The 22,063-nt window shown below is 50.2% G+C and carries 29 protein-coding genes and 1 riboswitch; of the genes, 23 read left to right on the top strand and 6 right to left on the bottom strand.

The genetic code is table 11. From position 1 onward, the window contains the following. Positions 1–443: 443 nt before the first annotated feature. Positions 444–623, top strand: a riboswitch (cyclic di-AMP (ydaO/yuaA leader). 154 nt (positions 624–777) lie between these two features. Both M2108_RS11645 and M2108_RS11640 read left to right on the top strand, forming a co-directional pair. Then, positions 778–1,320 (top strand): NfeD family membrane protein, encoded by a 543-nt coding sequence (locus M2108_RS11645; protein ID WP_481856899.1) that lies wholly within the window; start codon positions 778–780, stop codon positions 1,318–1,320. 21 nt (positions 1,321–1,341) lie between these two features. Next, on the top strand, positions 1,342–2,766 hold the full coding sequence (locus M2108_RS11640; RefSeq protein ID WP_280767981.1) for a flotillin family protein: 1,425 nt from the start codon (positions 1,342–1,344) through the stop codon (positions 2,764–2,766). Positions 2,767–2,863: 97 nt separating this feature from the next. On the opposite strand, the gene M2108_RS11635 is transcribed toward M2108_RS11640, so the two are convergent. After that, on the bottom strand, positions 2,864–3,151 hold the full coding sequence (locus tag M2108_RS11635; protein ID WP_277469499.1) for a DUF2087 domain-containing protein: 288 nt from the start codon (positions 3,149–3,151) through the stop codon (positions 2,864–2,866). Between the two features lie 237 nt (positions 3,152–3,388). Here M2108_RS11635 and M2108_RS11630 point away from each other — a divergent pair, with 237 nt between their 5' ends. Both M2108_RS11630 and M2108_RS11625 read left to right on the top strand, forming a co-directional pair. After that, positions 3,389–3,943: a hypothetical protein gene (locus M2108_RS11630; RefSeq protein WP_277506178.1), complete on the top strand. Its 555-nt coding sequence runs from the start codon at positions 3,389–3,391 to the stop codon at positions 3,941–3,943. 93 nt (positions 3,944–4,036) lie between these two features. Further along, positions 4,037–4,918, top strand: a complete 882-nt coding sequence (locus M2108_RS11625; protein ID WP_277469497.1) for an AraC family transcriptional regulator — start codon at positions 4,037–4,039, stop codon at positions 4,916–4,918. 52 nt (positions 4,919–4,970) lie between these two features. Here the strand turns inward: M2108_RS11625 and M2108_RS11620 are convergent, their stop codons facing one another. Together M2108_RS11620 and M2108_RS11615 are read right to left on the bottom strand one after the other, a co-directional pair. Then, positions 4,971–5,753, bottom strand: a complete 783-nt coding sequence (locus tag M2108_RS11620; RefSeq protein WP_277469496.1) for a helix-turn-helix transcriptional regulator — start codon at positions 5,751–5,753, stop codon at positions 4,971–4,973. Between the two features lie 18 nt (positions 5,754–5,771). Then, positions 5,772–6,353 (bottom strand): LysE family translocator, encoded by a 582-nt coding sequence (locus tag M2108_RS11615; RefSeq protein ID WP_277469495.1) that lies wholly within the window; start codon positions 6,351–6,353, stop codon positions 5,772–5,774. Positions 6,354–6,526: 173 nt separating this feature from the next. Here M2108_RS11615 and M2108_RS11610 point away from each other — a divergent pair, with 173 nt between their 5' ends. Further along, positions 6,527–6,688, top strand: a complete 162-nt coding sequence (locus M2108_RS11610) for a hypothetical protein (RefSeq protein WP_280777021.1) — start codon at positions 6,527–6,529, stop codon at positions 6,686–6,688. Positions 6,689–6,783: 95 nt separating this feature from the next. Continuing rightward, positions 6,784–7,329 (top strand): GNAT family N-acetyltransferase, encoded by a 546-nt coding sequence (locus tag M2108_RS11605; protein WP_277469493.1) that lies wholly within the window; start codon positions 6,784–6,786, stop codon positions 7,327–7,329. A 17-nt stretch (positions 7,330–7,346) separates the two neighbouring features. On the opposite strand, the gene M2108_RS11600 is transcribed toward M2108_RS11605, so the two are convergent. Together M2108_RS11600 and M2108_RS11595 are read right to left on the bottom strand one after the other, a co-directional pair. Further along, positions 7,347–8,180 carry a DUF6544 family protein gene (locus M2108_RS11600; RefSeq protein ID WP_277469492.1) on the bottom strand — a complete coding sequence of 278 codons (834 nt, stop codon included), beginning with the start codon at positions 8,178–8,180 and terminating at the stop codon, positions 7,347–7,349. 7 nt (positions 8,181–8,187) lie between these two features. After that, on the bottom strand, positions 8,188–8,706 hold the full coding sequence (locus tag M2108_RS11595; RefSeq protein WP_277469491.1) for a MarR family winged helix-turn-helix transcriptional regulator: 519 nt from the start codon (positions 8,704–8,706) through the stop codon (positions 8,188–8,190). Between the two features lie 242 nt (positions 8,707–8,948). Here M2108_RS11595 and M2108_RS11590 point away from each other — a divergent pair, with 242 nt between their 5' ends. The 5 genes from M2108_RS11590 to M2108_RS11570 all read left to right on the top strand — a co-directional run bounded on the left by M2108_RS11590 (position 8,949) and on the right by M2108_RS11570 (position 13,012). Beyond that, complete coding sequence (locus tag M2108_RS11590; protein ID WP_277469490.1) at positions 8,949–9,986, top strand: ATP-binding cassette domain-containing protein; 1,038 nt, start codon at positions 8,949–8,951, stop codon at positions 9,984–9,986. Continuing rightward, positions 9,970–10,782, top strand: a complete 813-nt coding sequence (locus M2108_RS11585; protein ID WP_481856896.1) for an ABC transporter permease — start codon at positions 9,970–9,972, stop codon at positions 10,780–10,782. The genes M2108_RS11590 and M2108_RS11585 overlap by 17 nt, the downstream gene beginning before the upstream one ends. A 110-nt stretch (positions 10,783–10,892) precedes the next feature. Then, positions 10,893–11,804 carry a haloalkane dehalogenase gene (locus M2108_RS11580; protein ID WP_277469489.1) on the top strand — a complete coding sequence of 304 codons (912 nt, stop codon included), beginning with the start codon at positions 10,893–10,895 and terminating at the stop codon, positions 11,802–11,804. A 329-nt stretch (positions 11,805–12,133) separates the two neighbouring features. Beyond that, on the top strand, positions 12,134–12,613 hold the full coding sequence (locus M2108_RS11575; protein ID WP_277469488.1) for a DUF6530 family protein: 480 nt from the start codon (positions 12,134–12,136) through the stop codon (positions 12,611–12,613). 39 nt (positions 12,614–12,652) lie between these two features. Beyond that, the gene (locus tag M2108_RS11570) at positions 12,653–13,012 is read left to right on the top strand and encodes a GIY-YIG nuclease family protein (RefSeq protein ID WP_277469487.1); all 360 of its coding nucleotides are present in this window, start codon (positions 12,653–12,655) and stop codon (positions 13,010–13,012) included. 51 nt (positions 13,013–13,063) lie between these two features. Here M2108_RS11570 and M2108_RS11565 read toward each other — a convergent pair whose 3' ends face one another. Next, positions 13,064–13,957 (bottom strand): PhzF family phenazine biosynthesis protein, encoded by an 894-nt coding sequence (locus tag M2108_RS11565; protein ID WP_277469486.1) that lies wholly within the window; start codon positions 13,955–13,957, stop codon positions 13,064–13,066. 168 nt (positions 13,958–14,125) lie between these two features. On the opposite strand from M2108_RS11565, the gene M2108_RS11560 reads away from it, so the two are divergent. From M2108_RS11560 to M2108_RS11505, 12 genes are all read left to right on the top strand, one after another. Then, the gene (locus tag M2108_RS11560; protein WP_277469485.1) at positions 14,126–14,395 is read left to right on the top strand and encodes a hypothetical protein; all 270 of its coding nucleotides are present in this window, start codon (positions 14,126–14,128) and stop codon (positions 14,393–14,395) included. Next, complete coding sequence (locus M2108_RS11555) at positions 14,392–15,060, top strand: hypothetical protein (RefSeq protein WP_277469484.1); 669 nt, start codon at positions 14,392–14,394, stop codon at positions 15,058–15,060. The genes M2108_RS11560 and M2108_RS11555 overlap by 4 nt, the downstream gene beginning before the upstream one ends. 44 nt (positions 15,061–15,104) lie before the next feature. Beyond that, positions 15,105–15,824, top strand: a complete 720-nt coding sequence (locus M2108_RS11550; protein WP_277469483.1) for an AAA family ATPase — start codon at positions 15,105–15,107, stop codon at positions 15,822–15,824. A gap of 5 nt (positions 15,825–15,829) precedes the next feature. After that, positions 15,830–17,053 carry a hypothetical protein gene (locus tag M2108_RS11545; RefSeq protein ID WP_277547246.1) on the top strand — a complete coding sequence of 408 codons (1,224 nt, stop codon included), beginning with the start codon at positions 15,830–15,832 and terminating at the stop codon, positions 17,051–17,053. 36 nt (positions 17,054–17,089) lie between these two features. After that, positions 17,090–17,338 (top strand): hypothetical protein, encoded by a 249-nt coding sequence (locus tag M2108_RS11540; protein ID WP_277469481.1) that lies wholly within the window; start codon positions 17,090–17,092, stop codon positions 17,336–17,338. A 111-nt stretch (positions 17,339–17,449) separates the two neighbouring features. Next, entirely contained in the window at positions 17,450–17,821 is a 372-nt protein-coding gene (locus tag M2108_RS11535; RefSeq protein ID WP_277469480.1) for an iron chaperone, read from the top strand. 119 nt (positions 17,822–17,940) lie between these two features. Beyond that, positions 17,941–18,489, top strand: coding sequence for a GNAT family N-acetyltransferase (locus tag M2108_RS11530; RefSeq protein WP_277469479.1), 549 nt, complete (start codon positions 17,941–17,943; stop codon positions 18,487–18,489). A 69-nt stretch (positions 18,490–18,558) separates the two neighbouring features. Continuing rightward, positions 18,559–19,194 (top strand): immunity protein Imm33 domain-containing protein, encoded by a 636-nt coding sequence (locus M2108_RS11525; protein ID WP_277469478.1) that lies wholly within the window; start codon positions 18,559–18,561, stop codon positions 19,192–19,194. After that, positions 19,194–19,814: a hypothetical protein gene (locus M2108_RS11520; protein ID WP_277469477.1), complete on the top strand. Its 621-nt coding sequence runs from the start codon at positions 19,194–19,196 to the stop codon at positions 19,812–19,814. The genes M2108_RS11525 and M2108_RS11520 overlap by 1 nt, the downstream gene beginning before the upstream one ends. Before the next feature lie 41 nt (positions 19,815–19,855). Further along, on the top strand, positions 19,856–20,437 hold the full coding sequence (locus M2108_RS11515) for a hypothetical protein (RefSeq protein ID WP_277469476.1): 582 nt from the start codon (positions 19,856–19,858) through the stop codon (positions 20,435–20,437). Positions 20,438–20,725: 288 nt separating this feature from the next. Continuing rightward, a complete protein-coding gene (locus tag M2108_RS11510; RefSeq protein WP_277469475.1) occupies positions 20,726–21,268 on the top strand; it encodes an O-acetyl-ADP-ribose deacetylase in 543 nt (180 codons plus the stop codon). Positions 21,269–21,495: 227 nt separating this feature from the next. Further along, positions 21,496–22,026 carry a TetR/AcrR family transcriptional regulator gene (locus tag M2108_RS11505; protein WP_277469474.1) on the top strand — a complete coding sequence of 177 codons (531 nt, stop codon included), beginning with the start codon at positions 21,496–21,498 and terminating at the stop codon, positions 22,024–22,026. The last annotated feature ends 37 nt before the right edge of the window (positions 22,027–22,063 follow it).

The following is a 22,063-nucleotide window of genomic DNA, read 5'->3' as shown; positions in this document are numbered from 1 at the left end:
GAACGCAGGGATCGCTTGCTAAATAAGAAGAGGTTACTCTTCTGTTCGCAAGAATCCGCCACTTCAAGCGTTAGCTAAGTGGGGGAGAATTCAAGAGATCCCATTAGAAGAAGTACACGTAATACCATCATACAGCATCATATCTTTGATTTGGTTCACAGTTGTAACCATGCAATCGAAATTGCTTCAATAATGCAATGTAATAATAATGACAGTTTGGCACGATACTATATTTTTACTGCACCGGAGTTAAGCCGGAAAATCCGGCCTCCTGAAATACGGAGCAACAAGGAGCAAATCGCCGGCTGCTTAAGAGCGGAGCCTAAGAATACGCCTTCATTCAATGGGGGATGGCATTCTTTGGCTTCTTTTGCCATCCGTGATATTTTACAATATATAGCCGCAGGCGTAAGATTCAATCAGCAACTGAATCTAATATAACTGTTCTCAAACGGCTGAATTCCGGTTAAGGGAACGGGGGAACCAACGGTGAATGCGGTATGTTCTGATGCTGCTCACCCGGGGTGAATCCTTGCTGCGGGTTGAACATTAACCGGGCAGGGTAGGGCTATCTCACTGCCCGAATCCGTCAGCTAACCCCGTAAGCCTCGAAGAGAGAGGATGAGCGCCATGATCAATTAACCGACCACGGAAGCCCTGCCCTTCTGTGGTCTTTTTGCTGCGCATAAAGGCAGATAAGAAGTCCGGATAAGAAGTGTTATTCTTATAACAACGTTAAATAGGTAGTATAGACTTCTCGCCTGTAAGAAAGGGGGGATTAACATCATTAGTGTATTTATTGTGTGTTTCTGGGCGGGGCTGGTGATTATCCTCAGTGGCGGATTTCATGGTCACGGGCTGGCTGGCCACTTGCATGCGGGAGCCGGAGGTACCGGAGGCCACGGTTTTGTGCCCCTGCTGCCGCTGATCGTGTTCGTCACAGTCTGGGGCGGCACGGGTTATGTGCTCGTCCGGTTCAGCGGGTTGACCCTGCCGTCGGCAATACTGATCTGCACCGTAATCGCCTTGCTGCCCGGCTGTCTGCTGTATGTTGTGCTGGTCCGGATGATGACCCGGTATGACAGCAGCATGAATGAATCGGATTATGAATTGGCGGGACAGCTCGGGTATATCAGTATTGCCGCAGAGGATGGAACAACCGGGGAGATGAAATATGTGCTGCACGGGACTATGCGTTCTATTGGTGTACGGGCCGAGACAGGCCAACAGCTTGCAAAGGGCGACAGGGTGATTATTTTGAAGGTGGATAAAGGGATGGCGGAGGTAACTCTTTTTGAAAGGGAAACCGGACAATTATAAAATCGGGGAGTGTCGGAGCAGATGGTTATTCTCTATTTAACCGCGGGAATTGTGGCAGTGATCCTGCTGGCTGTGTTCAGTATCGTTAACGCGTATAAGAAGGTCCCGCCCAACCAGGCGATGATTGTGTACGGCCTCGGCGGCAAAAGAGTGGTGCAGGGCGGAGGGACGTTCGTCATTCCCGGCTTCCAGAATAATAAGACCATCTCCATGATGCTGATGAGCTTTGATGTCATTCCGGCACAGGCGATGTTCTCCCGGCAGGGCATCAAGCTTAATCTGGAGGCCGTGGCCCAGATCAAGATCAAAAGCGACCCCACCGCCATTCTGACTGCCAGCGAGCAGTTTATTGACCGGCCTGAAGAAGACCGTGAGACTATAATTCTACATTCGGTGGAGGGCCATCTGCGCGGATTGATCGGTCAGCTGAGTGTAGAGTCCATTCTCAAGACACCGGATGAAATCAACAGCAAGATGCGGGAGACCTGCTCCGAGGATCTTGATAAAATGGGGCTTGAAGTGGTCAGCTTCACCATTAAAAAAATTACCGATGATAAAGGATATATCGACAATATGGGTGTGCCGGAAATCGAACGCATCCGCCGTGATGCCAGCATTGCCAAAGCGGAGGCAGAGCGCGACATCCAGATCAAGCAGGCCGAAGCCGAGAAGGAATCCTCTATCGCCAAAGCCAATGCGCACCAGGCTACCATTGAAGCTGAAACAGCCGCCCGTGCCAAGGAATCCCTGTTTGAAAAGGAGCTGAACATTAAGCAGGCGGATTTCAAGCTGGAAACAGAAGTGAAAAAAGCACAGGCGGACCTCGCCTACGAATTGCAGCAGAACAAAATCAGGCAGTCACTCGTTACAGAACAGGTCAAGATCACGCAAATGGAAGCAGAAGCCAACCGCACCGTCCGTGAAATTGAAGTTGGACTGAGACAGAAGGAGCTTGAGGCAACCGTAATCAAGCCTGCTGAAGCTGAGAACCAGGCTGTCATTATGAGAGCGGAAGCAGCCAAGCAGCGGCAGATTCTTGAAGCGGAGGCTGAAGCCGCCATGACGACCAAACGCGGGCTGGCAACGGCAGAAGCGGAGCTGGCCAAGGGGAAGGCCAATGCGGAAATCGTGCAGCTGGCCGGAGCGGCGGAGGCAGGGGCGCTTGAGAAAAAAGCAGAGGCCTATAAGCAGTTCACACAGGCTGCGCTTACGGTGGAATTCCTGAAGGTTCTGCCTGAGCTGGCTGAGCGAATCGCTTCCCCGCTGGCGAAGGTGGATAAGATTACCGTCATTTCCCAGGATAGTGCCTCAGCCGGCGTGAATAAAATTACCGGCGACATTGCCAAAATGATGGCCCAGGTTCCTGAGCTGACCCGCTCCCTAACCGGCATGGACGTGACCGAGGCGCTCGGCGGATTGCTCGGCCGCAGTCGCGAAGCAGAATAATGATTTATAAACCAGCCCCATGCAGCACCGTAAAGGATGCGATGTGCGGGGCTGGTTTGTCTTGCAGGAAAGCGGTAGTGGCAGGATAAGCGCAAGCCTAATCCATCGGGGTATGGTCTGCCGGCAGCGGAATCTTCCAATACCTGCTCCCGTCGCCGGTTCTTCCCAGCAGCCGGTTTTCCACCAGCTCTCTTCTCAGGAAGCAGTGGTCGTTGAAGGTATGGTTGTCCTTTATGATCTCGTTGACTTCAGCTTCTGTATACTCCACATTCTCCGAAAAATTCGTGCTCAAATACTCGACGACAATTCTTTGATTGGTGCGTTTGGCCGGCCAGCTGCGCAGCTTCCGGTCGGCGTCCAGGAAATTATCCAGTTTACTTTTCATTGTCTGTTCCCTCCAATTTACGATATTCGAACATAATCTAATTATATATATATCTAATTTGTTTGCAACTGAAAGTTGTCCGTCCCGGGCTGGTGAGCAATTGTTTGGTAATCTTCGCTATTTACCGCTGCGCTGCAGTAATTCTTATGGGATAATAATTTTACATGATCCGTTATAATGCTTGGGAACATAACATGATCAGGAACATTAGAACAAGCCGTGGAGGATGAGTGCGTAATGCCAAGCGTGAGTAAAATAATCATTGTAACCGTTTTTTTGCTGTTTACCCTTACCGGCTGTTTTATCAGCGGAACAAATGAAGATGTCCAGGCCAACAGCCAGGAAACTGCTGCAGTAGCGGACCTTCCTGCCTATGACTTGTCTTCACTTATTATTGAGCTGCCTTCCGGGTGGGAGCTTGATAAAGGGGACAAGCTAAATTACCTGATGATAAATGAGCGGGGAGAGGCTGCAGGAAGAATTTCTTCAAGTCCCTATGAGGCCAACTATGAATTTAAGCATGCGCTGCCTAATCACAGCTCGGTAATTAACGATGAAACGATCCAGCTTCCAGCCGGAGACTGCCGGTTAATTACCCTTGATGCCGATAACGGCACAGCTGCGTCCGGCATAACCGGAACTCATAATACATATTACGGAGTTGTTTCGATTCAGGATAAAGTGATCTATATTCTCGATTTTACGAATCTGGATAAAGACCCCAAGAGCAAGCAGCAGTTCATTGATATTCTGAACACTATTTCCCTGCAGGAACCCGAAATGTCCCAATGACAGGAGCTGTGAATCCGTCAATTCTGTGCACGAACTGTCGGAGCGCAGCGGAAGCTTTTTGTTACTCTGGAGTCAGGGAAAGGAGGCTGGCGTATGAATTCTCTGGAGGATATGAACAAAGCGCTAAGCTACATTGAGGAGCAGCTGGCGGGCGAAATCAATTACAGGGAAGCAGCAAGGCTGGCAATGTGCTCGGAGTACCATTTTAAACGGATGTTTTCTTTTTTGGCTGGCATTCCGCTCTCTGAATATGTGCGCCGCAGACGGCTTACTTTAGCTGCATTCGATCTGCAGCACAGTCCGCTCCGCGTTATTGACATAGCCGTAACCTACGGGTACAGCTCGCCCGATGCATTCACCAAGGCATTTCAGCTGTTCCACGGCGTGACCCCTTCAGAAGCCAGACTAAACGGACAGCCGCTGAAGGCCTTTCCCCGGATGACGTTCCAATTAACGGTCAGAGGAGGAAATGAAATGAATTACCGGATTGAAGAAAAGGAAGCATTCCGTATAGCTGGTCTGCACAAAAGGGTTCCGATTGTGTTCGAAGGGGTGAACCCGGAGATTGCCGCCATGTGGCAGAGCCTGAATATGGAGCTGATCAGCGGGCTCAAGGCCCTTTCCAACATGAACCCTCAGGGGATGATCAGTGCCTCGGTTAACTTTTCTGAAGGGCGGATGGAGGAAAAAGGGGAGCTGGACCACTATATCGGGGTGGCTACGACGCTAGAATGTCCGGATACCTTTGCACAGCTGGAGGTAGCTGCAGGAACCTGGGCAGTATTTGAAGCGGTGGGTCCGTTTCCGGAGACGCTGCAGAATGTGTGGGGCAGAATCTACTCGGAATGGTTCCCATCCTCGCATTATGAGCTGGTGGAAGGGCCGGAGATCCTGTGGAATGAAACTAAGGATACGGCTTCTCCGGCATACCGGAGTGAAATATGGATTCCGGTTAAAAAGAACAACGAAATGTAAAAAGCATAAGCTCCTGCGGGGAAGCAGTGTTCCCGGGGAGCTTCTGTTTGTCTTAATTCAGCTGAGACATATATTCATAGGCTGTGATGCCGAACATGCTTTTGAAATGACGGTTCAGATGGGTCAGGTCAAAGAAGCCGTATTCTGCCACTGCCGCATAAATATCTTTGGTGCGTTCGATGGAGCGTCTGGCGTGTTCGATTTTGCAATTCAAAAAAAACTGATAGGGGGAGATGCCGGCATGCTGCTTGAAACCGCGGATGAACTGGAACTTCGACATGCCGAATTCCAGGCACAGCTCATCCAGCTTGAGCACATCGCCAAGGCTGCCCAGCATCCTTTCTTTTGCCCGATCGATAAACCGGTTATCCGTTCCCGTTCGGCTTGCGGCTGTATCGTCAGCTGTCCGGGCAAGGCGTTCAATCAACGACAGCAGCAGCTCGCCGGATAAAGCATCCTCCCGGCCGGACTGGACCGCACCGGATAGGGCGCAAATCTGCCGGGCCAGCCCGCGGTCATACACAATCGGAGCATCAAAGCGCAGCTCCCTGCCGCCAAGCGCCTCAGACACGAGCTCCGGCCGGAGATAGAGCATGATATAGTCAATCCCGTCCCGGTCATAGGAGCTGCCGTCATGATACTCCTCCCGGTTAAACAGCATGACGCCGCCCCGGTGTGAGGACTGGAAGCTTCCGCTGAGCTGATACTGCTGGATGCCGCGCAGGGTAACACCGACCGCATATTCCTCGTGGCAATGTTTTTTGTACGTAAAGTCGCTCATGCTTGCGGAAAGGGCCAGAACATCGTCTGATTTTTTGTAAATAAACTGCTCCACAGCCTCCGCCTCCCTCCTCTAAAAAATTCCCGAAACCATTACAGCCGAGTATATCATAAACAGTGCCATAACCGTGTTTGCCGTCCGCCGGTGAGCCTGCAGAAAGGCTCTGAACACCGTTCCAAATACCAGCCAGGCCATAAACGCCAGAAACCCGATAACAGTTATGACTATGACGAACACGGTGAGAATAAGCGGAGAGCTGTAATAAGGCAGGACATAGCCTGGGATTACAGTTAGCGTAAACAGGATCACCTTGGGATTGATAAACTGCATCAGCAGGCCGGAGGCAAAGCCGGACGTATTGTGATGCTGCGCTTCCGCTGTGTTCATCCGGTAAATCTGAACGGCCAGATACAGCATATACAGGCTGCCAATGACCTGCATAACGGTGAGAACACCGGGCAGCACGCCGGCCAGCATCCGGTTCAGCAGGGCAGAAGCGGCCAGCAGCAGGCCGAAGGCCAGCGTTGCGCCCCATACATACTTCATGGCCTGCTTCAGGCTGTTGTGCTGGACAGTGGAAAGGATGACAATATTGGTCGGTCCCGGAGTAAAGGTGACGACAATGCAATATACAAGAAAAGCGGCTAGATTCATGAGGACCTCCTGATGTGTAGTCAACAGTCAACATGAATCGTACACCGGAACCGGGGCGGGTTATAGTACATTATTGCAGCATGCGGACTTAATTCTCAGACAAGCTGTTTGCCGGGCAGCATCAGTAGTCCCGAAAGGTTAGGACAGTCCGTTCCTACGGCAGGCTTATGTATTTGTTCCTGAAGCTGTATCACAGGCTCCCCGTCGCCCGGATGATCGATGGCTCAGTGCATGAGCTTACGGCGCTGAACAGCGCTTTTGAGCGGCTGAAGCAGCAGGCAGGGGTGGCAACTCCGGTCTGGGATGAGCTGGTTGCTCTGAACGGCGAAAGGTAAGACTGGCTGTACGCAGAATCCGGCGACAATCCGGGAGAATTTGTGTACACTAGGCTTAAGCACATGCTTAATCTGTATCTGAGGTGTGGAAAAGAATGAATAATGAGCTGACCATAAGCAAGCTAACAGCCGGGGACAGGGGCGCGGCAGCGCGGATTTTTGAGATTTCGATTACGGATGCCTTTGAACAGGAGGGGCTGGGGGATCTGCGGGAGGATATTTTCCAGGAGATTGACGGTAAAAATCATCTGCTCCAGGCTGCACTTTCCCGTGCCAATCCGGACACTGTTCTGCTGCTGGCCAGGCTGAACGGCGAAGCAGCAGGTACGATCTCCTTCGGGCCCTGCGGTGAAGAAGTGCGGATATGCACCGGCGGCCGGCTGAACGATGTAGGTGAGCTGGGCAGCTTATACGTACTTCCGCAGCTTCAGAACCGGGGAATCGGCTCAGCGCTGATCCGCAGTATGGCTGAGTGGCTGGACGGACAGGGAATTGAGCAGTTCTGTCTGGACAGTGGTTATAAACGCGCACAGCAGAGATGGCTGAAGAAGTTCGGCGAGCCTTATGTAATCGCCCAGGACTACTGGGGTCCCGGCAATCCGCATATGGTGTGGCTGTGCAAGGTGAAGGATTACGTATAGACTGCCGGGGTCAGGGCTTAACGGTATTTCAGGCGGAGATTATCACTGTCAAAATAGACGAGATCACCCTCATCATAATGCCATACCGCTCTGAGCCGGGTGGGCTGGCGGAGCCCGTTAATGATTCTGTAGTTATCCATGTATGCCGTCCAGCGTATTTTCTGCCTGGAGCCGTCCATGCCGACAGCAGTGCGGTCATTTGTAGTGAAAGATTTGCACTCGCCGTTCTCGCGGAAGCTGAAGATGCCGCTGGCTGTGCTGCCGTAACGGGAAATCGTAGCTTCAGCGTGCAGGTCATCAATAGGCTTCCAGGAGATATAGCTCTGGAGTGCAGCACTTGGCAGCAGTAAAGCTTCCGAGAGAAAGGTGACCAGACAGGCCTGGTCCATTTCTGTACCCCGTTGATCAAAGAGCGTGAACGCCTTGCCCAGAACACCCTTCATTCCCCCTGTACCTTCTACATAGGTGTCAAGCCCCTGAAAAGGTATACCGTACAGCTTCGCATCGATAAAAACGGCTCTGGCTGTATGTGCTACGGAATTAACCTGCTTGTATCCGATGTTAATAACAGATTTGCCGGGACCCAGGCTAAACTTAACCTTGCGGAATTCAGCCTGCATTGCGGTCATCTTCGGGTAGCCGGTAAATCCGGCCGTTTCGAAATACCTCCGGACCGGAGGCGGGAGCGGCGTCCAATTCTCTGAGGTAAATACAGCAGCTGCAGCCGGTTCACCGGTCGTGAGGCCTGAGGCCAGCTTCTGAAACTCAGCCTTCGTTGCGGAATATGGAATCTGCCAAAAGACAAGGATAGCAGCTACGAAACAGGCTATAGTAACGGTCAGCACAATCATGATTATTCTACTCCTTTTCATCAGCTGGCGAACCGGCTTCCATCAGGATGATATTCCTGCTCAGTCCGGCTAATCCGCGGAACAATCCGCCCGTCAATTCCCCGTCGAAGCCATTGAATAAATCTGCCATGAACTTCTCCTCTTTCTTACTTCTTCCTGCAAAATAATCCATGCAGCCCTCAGTCAGCCGCACACGGACAATCCTTGAATCCTGTGCATCCTTAGCGAGTTCCACAAGTCCTTGCTTCTCCAGTATTAGCGCCATCTTCTTCACATTTTGCCTGGAGCTTCCGGTCATCGCAGCGAGATCGGTCAAGGCAGGGGCGATAGTGCCGCTCTTCAAAATAACAGCGATCAGCAGCCACTGCTTCGTCGTGATTTGCGCATCGAGTTTATCACCGAGTGCCTGAATCCGGTTGGCAAGCATGAGTAAAGTCCCCAGAATGTATGCTTGTTGTGCTTGTTGTGCTTGTTGTGCTTGTTGTGCTTGTTGTGCTTGTTGTGCTTGCTGCTCGTTCTCATCCATTTAGCTTATCCCCCACCTATAAAGGTAACTAGTTACGTATTTAGTATATTCAATAATCCACGTGGTGTCACTACATCCCAAGGCGGAGATATAAATGGTTTTGCAGACTGTTAAGCAGGGCCGGAGAGCGGGAGTATAATGAGGCAGCAGCGAAAGTTCTGAAAGGATACATACACGTTTACATTCAGTTTAAATAAGGGATTTAAGATCCATATATATTAGCAGTACAGGAGGAGAAGTAAATGAGTCAACAAATGAACAAAGCCCGGCAGCAGGGCGGATTGGCAATTGAAGCGCAGGGACTGGTCAAAATATTCGGGGATAACCGAGCTGTAAATGGAGTCGATCTGCAGGTACCCACCGGATTCATTTATGGCGTGCTCGGGCCGAACGGGGCGGGAAAAACAACCGCAATCCGCATGCTGGCAACGCTGCTCAGACCGGACGGCGGCTCAGCCAGAATCTTCGGGCATGATGTAGTAAAGGAGCCGCAGATCGTGCGGCAGCTAATCGGGGTGACCGGCCAATATGCATCAGTGGACGAATCGCTCAGCGCTACCGAGAACCTGGTGATTTTCTCGCGTCTGCTTGGACTGGGTCGGGCCGAAGCCAAACGTAAGGCAGCAGACCTGCTGGAGGAATTCGGGCTGAGTGAAGCAGCCAGACGGCCGCTGAAGAATTTCTCCGGCGGGATGCGCCGCCGTCTGGATCTGGCGGCAAGCCTGATTGCTCAGCCGCCGCTGATTTTTCTGGATGAGCCGACCACCGGGCTTGACCCGCGGACACGCAACCAGATGTGGGATACGATCCGCCGTCTGGTAGGTTCAGGGTCCACGGTACTTCTTACCACACAGTATCTGGAGGAAGCGGATCAGCTGGCCGACCGGATTGCCGTAATCGATCATGGCCGGGTCGTTGCTGAGGGCACCGTCGATAATCTGAAATCCTCGATCGGCAGCTCGTCGCTGCATCTCAGAGTCCAGAATTCGCAGCAGATCCAGCTGGCCCGGCAGACGGTGGAGCGTGTGCTCCGCGTACAGACTGCCATTTCAGCGGAAGCGGCAAGCATTACAGCTCCGATGGGTAATGCAGATGCCGTAACCGATCTGCTCATTGCTCTTCGTGAAGCAGGGGTTCCCTTGTCGGAGATGAGCGTGCAGAAGCCGACCCTTGACGAAGTGTTCTTGTCACTGACCGGCCGCGGGGTAGAGGATCATGCTGCACAGGCGGCAAATAAAACAGCTAAAACGGAGGGGCAGCATTATGAGTACATTCATTAAACCTGGCGTAGAACGCCAATTAAAAAATCGTTCTAGCCTCGGCCAGTCGGTCCGCAACTCCCTGACTATGGCTTACCGGGGGCTGCTCAAAATCAAACGCACGCCTGAGCAGCTGTTCGATGTTACCCTGCAGCCGATTATTTTCACTCTGATGTTCACCTATATCTTCGGCGGGGCGATCTCGGGGGATGTGGTCAGCTATCTGCCGGTCATTATCCCGGGGATTCTGGTGCAGACGGTGATTACCACCTCAATTGTAACCGGCGTACAGCTGCGTGAGGATATGGAAAAAGGGGTATTTGACCGTTTCAAGTCACTGCCGATTTCCCGTATCGCCCCGCTTGCCGGTGCGCTCCTGGCTGATACCGTCCGCTATACGATTGCTACTGTACTGACCTTTACAATGGGGTACCTGATGGGTTACCGTCCGGAAGGCGGCCTGGGCTCTGTAGTCCTTGCTGCATTGCTGGTGATCGGATGCTCCTGGGCGATCAGCTGGATTTTTGCCTTCTTCGGTGTCATTGCGCGTACAGCTTCCAGCGTACAGGGGATTTCGATGATCGTGCTGTTCCCGCTTACCTTCATGTCCAACGCTTTTGTACCTGCTGATACTATGCCTGACTGGCTGCAGTGGTTTGTTGCAATCAATCCGATCTCCCATCTTGTCACCGCAGTCCGTAATTTGACCAATGCAGGCACAGCAGGCTCCGACCTTGTATATTCCCTGATTGGTGCTGCAGTTATTGTGGCGGTCTTTGCACCGATCACCGTCCGCGCTTATATGCGCCGCACGTAACTAATTGATTAGCGGCAGACAATCCTTCATGAGTGGAGGATTGTCTTTTTTGCTATACTAAGTGCAATTGATGTACAAAACCTGATTATGGAAAAGGAGCTGTCTATGCCATGGATATGAGTCAGCCTGAATCTCTTCCGGTACACACGGATTTTCCATACGCTTCCCGTTATCTTGCGGTGAACGGGCTGCGCCTGCATTATGTGGATGAGGGCGAGGGTCCGCCTGTGCTTATGCTGCATGGCAATCCCACTTGGAGTTATATGTACCGCAATATCATTCCATATCTGATGCCCTATGTGCGCTGTATTGCGGTTGATCTGCCGGGGATGGGCAAATCGGACAAGCTGGAGCATGGCTGTACGCTGGCGGAGCATGCGGAATATATCAGCTCATTCGTTGAGCAGCTGGGGCTGATTAATCCGGTGCTCGTCGGCCATGACTGGGGGATGGCGGTGGGGCTGGAATATGCGGCAGCAAATCCAGGTAATGTCAGGGCAGTGGCGATGCTTGAGCCGCAGGCTTTATATCCGACGCCATCCTGGGAGGAATTCACGCCGGCAGAGTCGGCTGAGCTGTTCCAGCTGCTGCGTGACCCCGTGCAGGGCTGGCCGTTTATGCGTGACAACAGCGTGTTCGTCGAGGGCATGCCAAACATCATTATTAACCGGCAGCTGAGTGCTGAGGAGCATGAACATTACCGTGAGCCATTCCGCAACCCGGAGCAGCGGCGTCCGATGTGGGTATTTCCTAACCAGATTCCAGTAGCCGGGCAGCCCCCGGAGGTAGTACAGGCGGTTGAGAGCCGTAACCGCTGGTTCACCGGTTCTGATGTGCCCAAGCTGCTCTTTTATGCCGAGCCGGGCTGTACAATCCGCGAACCGCAGTTGAACTGGTGCCGGGAGCATTTGAGTAATCTCACCCTATGTCCGATAGGGAAGGGCTTCCACCATCTGACTGAGGAGAACCCGCAGCTGATCGGTCAGGAGCTGCAGCGCTGGATTAACGCTCTCCCTTTATAGGCGAATGAGAGAAATGAGCGAAATGAAGGGCATAAATGCCTTTGATTTCAGCCGGTGAGGTCAAACAGCCGGATTAAGAGGTATCCCCTAACTAAGGAATGTTCGACAGACGCAGTCTGCGGGCATTCCTTTTTTTGTATGGTGATTGACAGATGCTGAATTGAGGAGGTATTATGAATTTGGTTTTAGTAATTTAGTAAATTAGTAAATTAGTAAATCATCATTAAAAACACCAAAACACCAAAACACCAAAACACAATTACTAAAACACTAAATCGAAATTTCAGTCGAATGACAAACTAAATATTCTAAAACTGGAGCGTGCAAACATGAAAATACCTACAACCCTCAAACATAAACCCGTGATCGTATCCGAAAATTATGAGCAGGTAGACGGCCGGTATGCCGGTAATACGGACGCCCAGGGCCTGTCCCTGGGTCTGGCCCAATGGAATGACCGGGGCAAGGTCGACATTTCAGCCAAAGTGTGGAGACATACGGGAGAGAAGTGGTCCAGACAGTCAGAGGAGCTGCCGATGCACCGGGTGCTGGATCTGGCGATCCTGATCTGCAGAAGCAGCCTATATTTTCAGGATGCCTACCGGCTGCCCGATATGTATGATCCCGAGAACCCGCAGATCGACCGCATCGGACTGCAGGGGGATGCCATGAATGTATCGGTCTGCACCGACAATCCGATGATCGGCAATGATATCAAGCTGTTTGCCCAGGCACTTGGCGAGGACGGCGAAATGATCGGCGAGCGGCTTAGTGTTCTGGCACGGGTGCTGAAGGAAATGGGCTATTAAGCATAGGCTCAAGGCTAAGCAATGAAGGGGGAAATAGAAGTGGACAAAAGCAAGCGCAAGGAGCTGCAGGAAGAATTCAAACAGATCAAGACCTACATGGGGGCCATCCAGATCACCAATAAGGTTAACGGCAAAATCTATGTAGACACCTTTTCCAACCTCAAGAACAAATGGTTCACCCTGCAGATGCAGCTGGATATGGGACGGTTCGCCAATGCAGGCCTGCAGAAGGACTGGAGGGAGCTTGGTGCGGACAGCTTTACCTATGAGGTGCTGGAGCAGAAAGAGGCGGATGAAATTACCGATATCAAATGGGAATGCAAGCAGATGCTGAAGCACTGGCTCGACAAGCTGCAGCCTTATGAGGATAAGGGCTATAACAAACCCTTGCTCAGATAAAAGAAAAACAGCCGCAAGAACTCCTGTACAGGAATCTTTGCGGCTGTTCCTTTAGTCTATGAGCCATTCTCCCCGAGCAACCGGATGCACCTGTCCTCCGACGTTAATATCATACGAGCTGTCTTTTAATGAAGCCTTGACTTGAATCAGAGAAGGTCTGCCGATCTTGTATCCCTGTTCAACACGGTACTGGAGCTCACTGCTGCCCAGATAATTATACTTCAGTAAATAGCCCGCCAGGTTCCCGTTCGCACTTCCTGTAGCCGCGTCCTCAGGAAATCCGGAATCCTCACAGAACACACGAACATGAAGATCATGATCCGCCTGAACCGTCTCTTTGCAGAAGACAAGGATGTTCGCGCGGAACGCTTTTGCCAGAAAAGCCTCAAAGGCTGCATGGTTAATCCGGCAAGCATGTACAGCCTCCAGGGAGCGAAGCGGCACAATAATCGAAGCAAGACCGGTGGATACCTCCTGTACAGGAAAATCCGGCTCAAGCTCTCCGGCGTCAATGCCCAGTATTTCTGCAATCACAGCCGGGTCAACCGTCCGCCCGAATTGCGGAGGTTTCTGCTTCATCCACAGCTCATGCTGGCCAGCCGCAGTAACGGGAATTTGCCCGACGCCGAGATTAAGAGTAATGGTGCCGCCCGTATCCTGTTCAAGCCCCCGTTCAATCTCCCGCTGAATAATGTACGCTGTCCCGAGGGTCGGATGCCCTGCAAACGGAACTTCAGTATCCGGTGTAAAAATCCGCACATTATAGCCGCCGTTAACCCGCTCGTCTGACTCAATAAACGTGGTTTCAGCAAAATGGATCTCCTTCGCGATCGTCTGCAGCAGCTCCTGCGGCAGATCAGCAGTGTTGCGGAATACGGCCAGCTGATTGCCGGCATATCTCTTTTCGCCAAAAACATCTACAATATAATATGGAATCGTATTCAAATAAAAAGCCTCCCCGCATGATAAACAATAAGCTTTAGAATAAAGGGTTACCACTTCTATTGCAATACACTAGTAAGCAACTATGCAGCCGCTGAACTGGACTTTGGCGAAACTTCCAAATTTAGGAGGCGTATAAACACAAAAGCGTACTGACAGGAGGACTGCATAGTGGCAAACGGCGCTAGAAGGTTTTTTAAAATATTTTCCAAAAATATCAAGGAGCTGCGGGGTCCGGCACCTTATGAGGTGAACGGCCTGCGTGTCATCTGCGTTCATTGCCGGCATGACCGGTTTGACCATGGCTTTGCCCAGCTGAACACGGCTTTGTTAAGCTTTTTGAATCTGGATTTCGCCAACCGTTCGGCTAATATCCTGACCTGCCACCGCTGCGGGTATGTTCACTGGTTCAATAAAGACATCAGGAAGGTGAGAGTATGATGAGGCTAAAATCTGTCGCAGGATTAGCGGTAGGCATTTTGGCAGCCGGCCTATTGCTCACTGCTTGTACAACAGATGCAAAGCCCGCTAAGCTGTCAGCACAGGAAGCGCAGATCATGATTCTGGAGAAGCTGGGTCAGAGAAGCAGCAGCCTTGCAGGCCAACTGGCTGAAATTACTCCGGCTGAGGTATGGGAGGAGACGGGGCATCAGCTGTTTAAGGATAGCAGCAGTCTGGAGACCTACGTGGTAGCAGACGGTCAAGCTGCGGTGCTAGGTATCGGCTTTGGCGGTTGCGGGGTAACGAGCGTTGTACCATATGATGTGAATGGTGACGGAGCCGGGGATCTTGTGTATGCCTATTCTTACGGATCAGGCATTCACCGTTCGGTGATGTCCTGGATGGATCTGCAGACAATGACCGAGCAACCGGTGCTTAGTAAAGCTGAAACGGCCGGGTTCCGGACATATGATCTGATTTTACAGAAGGAAGACGATTCCATTATTGTGTATCAGGTCGGCAACAAGCAGAACCGGGAAGCTGTAACTCAGGCACTGATGAGCTATCCGGCCAGTAAGGATATTGAGTCCATGCGTCTTATTAAGGATGGCGTGCTGGTTAAGGAGCAGGATGGGCTGTTTTATGAAGCAACTGGAGCGGACTGAGCGTTCAGCATTCACGACTAACAAAAGAGGCTGGAGATGATATCATGTTCCTGCGAAGACTGGAGCTGCTGCTCCAAAATGTCCCTGATCCGGGGCGGTACCCATTTTCTATACCGGCGCTGAAGCAGCTGCACACCGTTGAGTTCAAGACCAATGTTACGTTCCTTGTGGGAGAAAACGGGTCGGGCAAATCCACCCTGCTGGAGGCGATTGCTTATCAATGCGGGTTCAATACGGCAGGCGGCGGACGGAACAATACCTATGAGGTAGATGCTGCGCATTCCGCTCTGGGTGATCATATCCGGCTGTCGTGGCTGCCGAAGATTACAAACGGATTTTTTCTGCGGGCCGAGACCTTTTACCATTTTGCCTCCCATCTGGATACGATGCCTGAGAGCCTGCGGTATTACGGGGGGCAGTCGTTGCACAAACAGTCCCATGGGGAAGCTTTTTTGTCCCTGTTCAACAACCGTTTCGGTAAAAAAGCACTCTACCTGCTGGACGAGCCCGAGGCTGCACTCTCACCCGCCCGCCAGCTCTCACTGATGCGTATCATCAAGGATCTGGACAAGGAAGCGCAATTTATCATTGCCACCCATTCACCGATTCTGCTTGGCTACCCGGATGCGCAGATTCTTAACTTTGACAGCCAGCCTGCCTCAGAGATCCGGTACGAAGACACACTGCATTACATTATTACAAGACAATTTCTGGAGAACCGCAAGGCGGTGTTACGGGAGCTGTTCAGTGACGGGGATGAGTGAAGCCGATGAAGCTGTACAAATTAATAATGTTCCGGTTATCCAAAAAAGACACGCCATCAGCCATGACCTCTGCAATCTTTGAAGCTCTGCGGCAAATCGGTGATCTGTCAGCAGATATTAAGTTTTTTCTGTCGGATATGTCAAGCTTCAATACTTCCGGTATAAGCCGTTTGACGAAAAAGATGCCCCGGCTTAGCAAATATGTCTTTGCTGAAGAAGCTGGATATGACCCTTTTTTGCCGGCCAGCTTCATGTCTAATCTTTCCGCAGACTGGGACAGCGGCCATCCGGACAACTGTACTGATCCATTGCTGCCGGAAGAGATGTCGGGGATCATCAATGGCATTCCCCGCCGTTATCCGCTGAATGATGCAACCTTTATTATCGACAGTCTGGACATCCTGAGAAGAGATCCGCAGCAGGGAGCTATAGCTCCTGTGCCTTATACTGCCAAGGGGTATCCTGCTGGAAACGGCTTATTTATAGCTTCTTCGCCCATCAGCATGAACCCTTACCCCTCACCTTGTATTGTCCTGCAAACCAATTGGTGGATTAACGGAAGGCATAATTTCTTAAGCGCTGTTGCGGAGCTTGGGGATGCAGCAGATGGGGCCGAAGTGACCAGCCTTCGTCCGGAGACACGTCATTTTTTGAATCAGCTTGGAGAGATTGATCATGAAATGCTGTTCGCGGTTCCTTCTGATCCGCTGGAGAGTGCAGCCATCAGGGAGAAAGCGGCCAAGACAGACAGCTACCTTAAATCCTTTTTCAATGAAATAGGTAATGTTGACGGTGTCCGGTACCCGAATACGATGGAAAGCTTGTCGATTAATATTATCCGGGTGGGACCAATCTCTGTAAAAAAAGCTGTCATACATAACTTCGCACCGCTGGGATTTACCTATGTTCAACAACATAGCGGCTATGGAAAGAACACAATGGTGAAAAGGACGGACAATCATAACCAGATTAAATTGACTTTTATGACAGATAAATTTGGACTTTCACTTTCCTGCACCTGTAGTATGGAAGGACCGCTGTGGAAGCATTCTTTTGACCTCCCTTACTGCACCAGCGGACAGTTGCCTGTTCTTATTTTAAACAAACAAAACGATGTTGATCTGGTTACCGGCAACATGGCCGCTGCGTATCAATTTCTGGAGCCGGAGCTCATTTCCTTTACGGACAGGTTGTATGGAGCAGCTCCGGACTGGTATAACTATTTATAGTAACTTACATGAATGAACATCCCGGGAGGAAGAAGCATGTCCAAAGAATATTCAAGGGTATATATCGAAAGTGTAAAGCAGGAGCTGTTAAGCCGGCTTGGCTTGAAGCAAGTGTATTTTAAAGGGCAGGCGGGCGATGATCTGCTCTATGAGGCAACCGGCTTTGACCGTGGGACCTCGCATAAATTCTGTGTCCGGACCAAAAACGGATCGGTCGATGAGGCCGTTGGCGGAAAGTGGATGAAGGTGCGCGGCTTTACGGTGAAGAGCAAGGATTTGAACTGAGCCTGCAATAAAGTCTGCTTTTGACACGGGGCAATTGCTTTGACTAACCCTTTTGTATCCGATATAGTTATATCCAATTAAACTGCTTGCTAAAGAGACAGGAGGGCTGGTATGGAGGTTTTTGCAGAGTATCTAGAGGGAATTAATAACCCTGAGCACCGCACCCGGACGGAGGAAGTATTGAACTGGATTGCGGAGAAGTTCCCTGGTCTGGAGCCCAGGATGGCCTGGAATCAGCCTATGTACACCGATCATGGTACCTTTATTATTGGCTTCAGCGTATCTAAACAGCATTTGGCGGTGGCCCCGGAAATTGCCGGAATCAATCGTTTTTCGGACAAAATCGTACAAGCAGGCTATGATCATACGAAGCAGCTGCTGCGGATCAAATGGGGGAGCCCGGTGGATTATGCCTTGCTTGAGGAAATAATCGACTTTAACATTCTGGATAAAGCAGACTGCTCCACCTTCTGGCGGAAATAATGACGATGCCTCAATAATATTGTATCCGGCCGCAATGCTTGTCATTGTGGCCTTTTTGAATTTCTGAGAGAATATTACAAAGCCTGTTAATCAGATAATCAAAAGGATGTGAACCGGCCATGCAGCTGGAAACGGAACGTTTAGTGATAAGGGAATTCGTGCCAGAAGATCTCCCGGAGGTACATGCGTATGCATCAGATCCGCTGGTTGCCAGATATATGATCTGGGGACCGAACACGGAAGCGGAAACAAGAGAGTATATCAGCACGACGATAGAGCTTCAGAATCAGTCTCCGCGCCGCGGCTATGAATTTGCTGTGGTGCTGCGGGACACCGGTCAGCTGCTGGGCGGCTGTGGCCTTCATCTCACTGAGCACCGGCAGGGGGAAATCGGCTACTGCTTCAACCCGCTATTCTGGAAGCAGGGTTATACGAGTGAGGCTGCAGCAGCGCTGCTTGAGCTTGGCTTCAGTACACTCGGTCTCCACCGGATCTACGCCACCTGCCGGCCGGACAATACCGGTTCAGCCAAAGTGATGCAAAAAATCGGCATGAAATATGAAGGCCATTTGCGGGAGCACAAGTGGCACAAAGGCGCATGGCATGACTCCTATCTCTATTCCATACTGGAGCATGAATACAGAAAGATTACAAGCATACAATTTTGAAATAAAGGTCAAGTGATAAGCTGATAGAAATGGTAAATGGGGTAATAACCGCTTGAGGAGGAATGCCTAATGGAATGGATCTTAGAAAACGTAGAAGAAACCAGCCTACTGCACCCGGAAACGTTCTTCATCCCCTCCGAGCAGGAAAGAAACACACAGCAGGCCGGAAAAATGGTCCGGCTACATTTCGTATTGACGAATCCCGGAGCTGCCGGGCCGCGTGCTGAACGGATGTGGGTGGAAATTACCGGCCAGGATCAGGTGAGCCGCCAGTACACGGGAATCCTGACCAATGCCCCGGAGTACCTGAAGACGCTGAAGCTAGGAGATACGGTGCAATTCGAACCCAAGCATATTGCCCGGACCCTTCTCCGCGAAGGAGATCCGCTATGGCTGGCAGTCGGCGAGAAGCTGGCACTGGTCTCGAAGAAATGCCTGGAGCCGGGCAGTGCGGTGCACTGGATGTACCGGCAGACCCCTGAGCGGGAGCAGGACAGCGGCTGGCGGCTGTTCGCTGGTGATGAGGATGAAGCCTATCTGAACAATTCCGAGCATGTGAGGCTCATGCATGTCTATTCGATTATGGATCAGGACCCCAGCCTGCTGGAGCCGTTCAAGGGAGAAACGGGCAGCGCTTTTGAGCGGGAGAGCAGGGACGGGGAATGGAAAAAGGTCGAGAATTGGGTGACGGAGGAGGAGGAATAGTGCCGGAATATTCGCATATCCAAACCTGTGTAAGGTGTGACGCCGGCAATTTTAAAAGTGTACTTAAGGAATTTGCCGCCCTCCTTTCCCGGGTTGGCCTGGATAACAGCTATTTCTGCAGCGGGCTTGAATGGGAGCTGGCGGATAACGGCTTTATGTATCAGGGAGGCAATGCAGATGCAGAGGAGGTCCCTGTAGAGGGGCTTTCACTGCATGTAAGGCCTTATGTAGTTGGTCTTACTCCTGAAGTATTTCCTGAGCTGGCAGAGTCATGGCTTGAGATTAACTTGTTATTCAGGACTGAAGAGATTGAAGCAGATTACAGAACAGGCGAACTGGTCGGCAAGCTTAAGCCGTATCTGTGGGATTTGATCACGCAGCTTTCCGGCAGCTATGAGCAGAGCGGTGTATATTTTACCAGTGAAGTTACGGACGGAAAACCGTGGGAAGCAATCATTACAGGGAGCAACGCGGAGCTGTGGTCTTTTGATGCTGCGGTTATACCTCAGGAACTCTTTGAGCGGTATGAACAGCCGGATGATCTTTTATTTTACTATACATATAATGACAACCGTCTTTTTTTGGCGCGTAGAGAGGTTTGGAGGGGGGAGCCTTGGTAGTGATGAATGAACATTATTAGTGCTGAGAGTGGTGAAAGTAAATGAATGCATATGAACATATGATAAAAACAAATCACTACTTCATTAAAGGTGGAAGCTTATCTGACTCACAAAAAAGAAACATTGTCGGTCAATTATTCTCGGCACTGACTGAACCAGAACAGGCTATGAGGTTCTATAAGGCTGTCAAGTTTCCTAATAACATTGACGGCCATGGGCGTCAGATGTATCCGATTTTCTTTATTCCACCATATAATAATGGAGTAAAGCTCAAAACGATTTATAATCAAACTCCCAAAACCCATATATTCTCCGCTAATATGTATGAACTTGAAATTATCCGCTTACTTTGCCTCCTTGCACCTAATAATCCTAATGTAAAAGAAATAGTGGATAAAACCCTTACCCGCCTGAAAACTACATGCTTTGGGATTTGTGATGATGGAGCGGGTGAGTGCTTTGATACATCACTTGTTGTATTACGTTTTCTTGCTACGGTATCTCCTCAAGATACAAATTGGATATATGGCAGGATTGATAATTATAACAGTCATGCTGGAGACAGAAAACGGTCATGGTTTGCAAAATGGTATTTCTGGCTCTGCGAGTGCGGTCATGAATAGCGAGCACGATAAAACCATTCACCCTGTCCTTATCTGTATGCTTCGCAACCTAATGAGCAGATATCCAGAATACACGCACATAAAAGAACGTCAGCCTTACATAAGTGAACGAGACGGAAGGTTACATTTTGATATAGACTAATTATAATAAGCATAAGACGTATATTTTAAAGAAAACCTGATTGCCAAGTATCATTACTTGCAGGACTTTGATGGAAAGGCAATCGATGATGTGCTAAGTTTCGAGAAATATTCTATATTAACATAAACTTATAGTGGAGGATACTCATGGAGGTTATTATTCGCGACTCAATGGTCCATCTAATTCAAGGCGATATCACTAAAATGGATGTTGATGCAATCGTTAATGCGGCTAACACGAGTTTAATGGGTGGCGGGGGTGTAGACGGCGCTATCCATAGAGCTGGAGGCAGGGCGATATTAGAAGAATGCATGAAGATCCGCAGCAGGCAAGGTGGCTGTGCTGTGGGAGAAGCGGTAGTAACCACGGGAGGAAATATGAAATGCCGTTTGGTTATACATACGGTTGGTCCGGTCTGGAATGGTGGAGTGAATGATGAAGAAGAGAAGCTGAGGAACTGTTACAGGAGTTCATTAAGCCAAGCTGAACTAAACGAAGTTACAAGTATTGCTTTTCCAAATATAAGTACTGGTATATACAATTATCCGAAAGACTTGGCTTGTCGAATAGCTTTTGATGAGGTATCCAAATATCTCTTAAATAACGAGTCAAATATTAAAAGAATAGTATTTGTATGTTTTGATAAAGAGAATTTTGCGCTGTATAAAAATGAATTGGAGAAGGTTTGAGCAGCCTAAAGGGTGCAACTCAATTTCATTGGAGAACCTGAAAGTACACATCAGTATACTCCAAAACGTACAACTAATCATCTTATGAGCCCATCTTCGCCGGGGGGCTGGATAAGGTTAAAACCTTGTCCGACCCTCTCATTTGCATTGATGCCGTAAATAGGCTATACTTGATTGATTTTATATTATTGATTAGTCACTAACTAAAAAGAAGGAGTGTTGGATTTATGGCAAAGGATGATAAAAGCAGCGTAAACCGGAAAGCCGAAATCATCTCGGCAGCGATTGAGGTGTTTGCGGAAACGGGTTATTATCGCGCGACAACGGCACAGGTTGCAGAACGGGCAAAAATTTCCCAACCCTATGTGTTTCGTTTTTTTGCAACGAAGGAAGCACTGCTGCTCAGCGCATTGGAGCTTTCCTGGGAACGGATTCAGCAATCCTTTCGACTGGTCGTGGAAAGCGCAGCAGCACCTGAGCAGCTGGAGAGCGATCTGATTGAGGCATACAAGGAAATTCTGGCCTCCTATATGAACGAGACCTACTTGCAGATGCAAGCCCAGACGATGCGTGAGGAGGCGATTCGTGAAGCAATGCGTAACGGTTTTCGGGAAGTACGCCAAATCGTGTTGAGTGCTTTCCGTGAGAAAGGGCTGCTGAATCCAGAGGACCGGACGTTTAATTTCCTTGCCAGAGGGATGTTGTGTAATATTTCCTGGGCACTTGATATGCCGGAACTCATCGAGCGGGAAGTTTAATATGGCGAAAGCCATAATTTTAAATTTAGTTATTGAT

This window comes from Paenibacillus sp. PastM-3, from assembly GCF_029893965.1.
GTDB lineage: Bacteria > Bacillota > Bacilli > Paenibacillales > Paenibacillaceae > Paenibacillus_AQ.
Note: the sequence above shows the minus strand (reverse complement) of the source record. Positions and strands in the feature narration are given on the sequence as shown.

Bases quoted from the DNA above. Each gene is read 5' to 3' on its own strand.
- M2108_RS11555 (WP_277469484.1), top strand. From the start codon at position 14,392: ATGATGAGGCTAAAATCTGTCGCAGGATTAGCGGTAGGCATTTTGGCA.
- M2108_RS11510 (WP_277469475.1), top strand. From the start codon at position 20,726: ATGGAGGTTATTATTCGCGACTCAATGGTCCATCTAATTCAAGGCGAT.
- M2108_RS11590 (WP_277469490.1), top strand. From the start codon at position 8,949: ATGAGTCAACAAATGAACAAAGCCCGGCAGCAGGGCGGATTGGCAATT.
- M2108_RS11595 (WP_277469491.1), bottom strand. From the start codon at position 8,706: ATGGATGAGAACGAGCAGCAAGCACAACAAGCACAACAAGCACAACAA.
- M2108_RS11600 (WP_277469492.1), bottom strand. From the start codon at position 8,180: ATGATTGTGCTGACCGTTACTATAGCCTGTTTCGTAGCTGCTATCCTT.
- M2108_RS11550 (WP_277469483.1), top strand. From the start codon at position 15,105: ATGTTCCTGCGAAGACTGGAGCTGCTGCTCCAAAATGTCCCTGATCCG.
- M2108_RS11640 (WP_280767981.1), top strand. From the start codon at position 1,342: ATGGTTATTCTCTATTTAACCGCGGGAATTGTGGCAGTGATCCTGCTG.
- M2108_RS11605 (WP_277469493.1), top strand. From the start codon at position 6,784: ATGAATAATGAGCTGACCATAAGCAAGCTAACAGCCGGGGACAGGGGC.
- M2108_RS11535 (WP_277469480.1), top strand. From the start codon at position 17,450: ATGGAGGTTTTTGCAGAGTATCTAGAGGGAATTAATAACCCTGAGCAC.
- M2108_RS11575 (WP_277469488.1), top strand. From the start codon at position 12,134: ATGAAAATACCTACAACCCTCAAACATAAACCCGTGATCGTATCCGAA.
- M2108_RS11635 (WP_277469499.1), bottom strand. From the start codon at position 3,151: ATGAAAAGTAAACTGGATAATTTCCTGGACGCCGACCGGAAGCTGCGC.
- M2108_RS11545 (WP_277547246.1), top strand. From the start codon at position 15,830: ATGAAGCTGTACAAATTAATAATGTTCCGGTTATCCAAAAAAGACACG.
- M2108_RS11630 (WP_277506178.1), top strand. From the start codon at position 3,389: ATGCCAAGCGTGAGTAAAATAATCATTGTAACCGTTTTTTTGCTGTTT.
- M2108_RS11515 (WP_277469476.1), top strand. From the start codon at position 19,856: ATGAATGCATATGAACATATGATAAAAACAAATCACTACTTCATTAAA.
- M2108_RS11525 (WP_277469478.1), top strand. From the start codon at position 18,559: ATGGAATGGATCTTAGAAAACGTAGAAGAAACCAGCCTACTGCACCCG.
- M2108_RS11580 (WP_277469489.1), top strand. From the start codon at position 10,893: ATGGATATGAGTCAGCCTGAATCTCTTCCGGTACACACGGATTTTCCA.
- M2108_RS11615 (WP_277469495.1), bottom strand. From the start codon at position 6,353: ATGAATCTAGCCGCTTTTCTTGTATATTGCATTGTCGTCACCTTTACT.
- M2108_RS11530 (WP_277469479.1), top strand. From the start codon at position 17,941: ATGCAGCTGGAAACGGAACGTTTAGTGATAAGGGAATTCGTGCCAGAA.
- M2108_RS11540 (WP_277469481.1), top strand. From the start codon at position 17,090: ATGTCCAAAGAATATTCAAGGGTATATATCGAAAGTGTAAAGCAGGAG.
- M2108_RS11625 (WP_277469497.1), top strand. From the start codon at position 4,037: ATGAATTCTCTGGAGGATATGAACAAAGCGCTAAGCTACATTGAGGAG.
- M2108_RS11585 (WP_481856896.1), top strand. From the start codon at position 9,970: ATGAGTACATTCATTAAACCTGGCGTAGAACGCCAATTAAAAAATCGT.
- M2108_RS11505 (WP_277469474.1), top strand. From the start codon at position 21,496: ATGGCAAAGGATGATAAAAGCAGCGTAAACCGGAAAGCCGAAATCATC.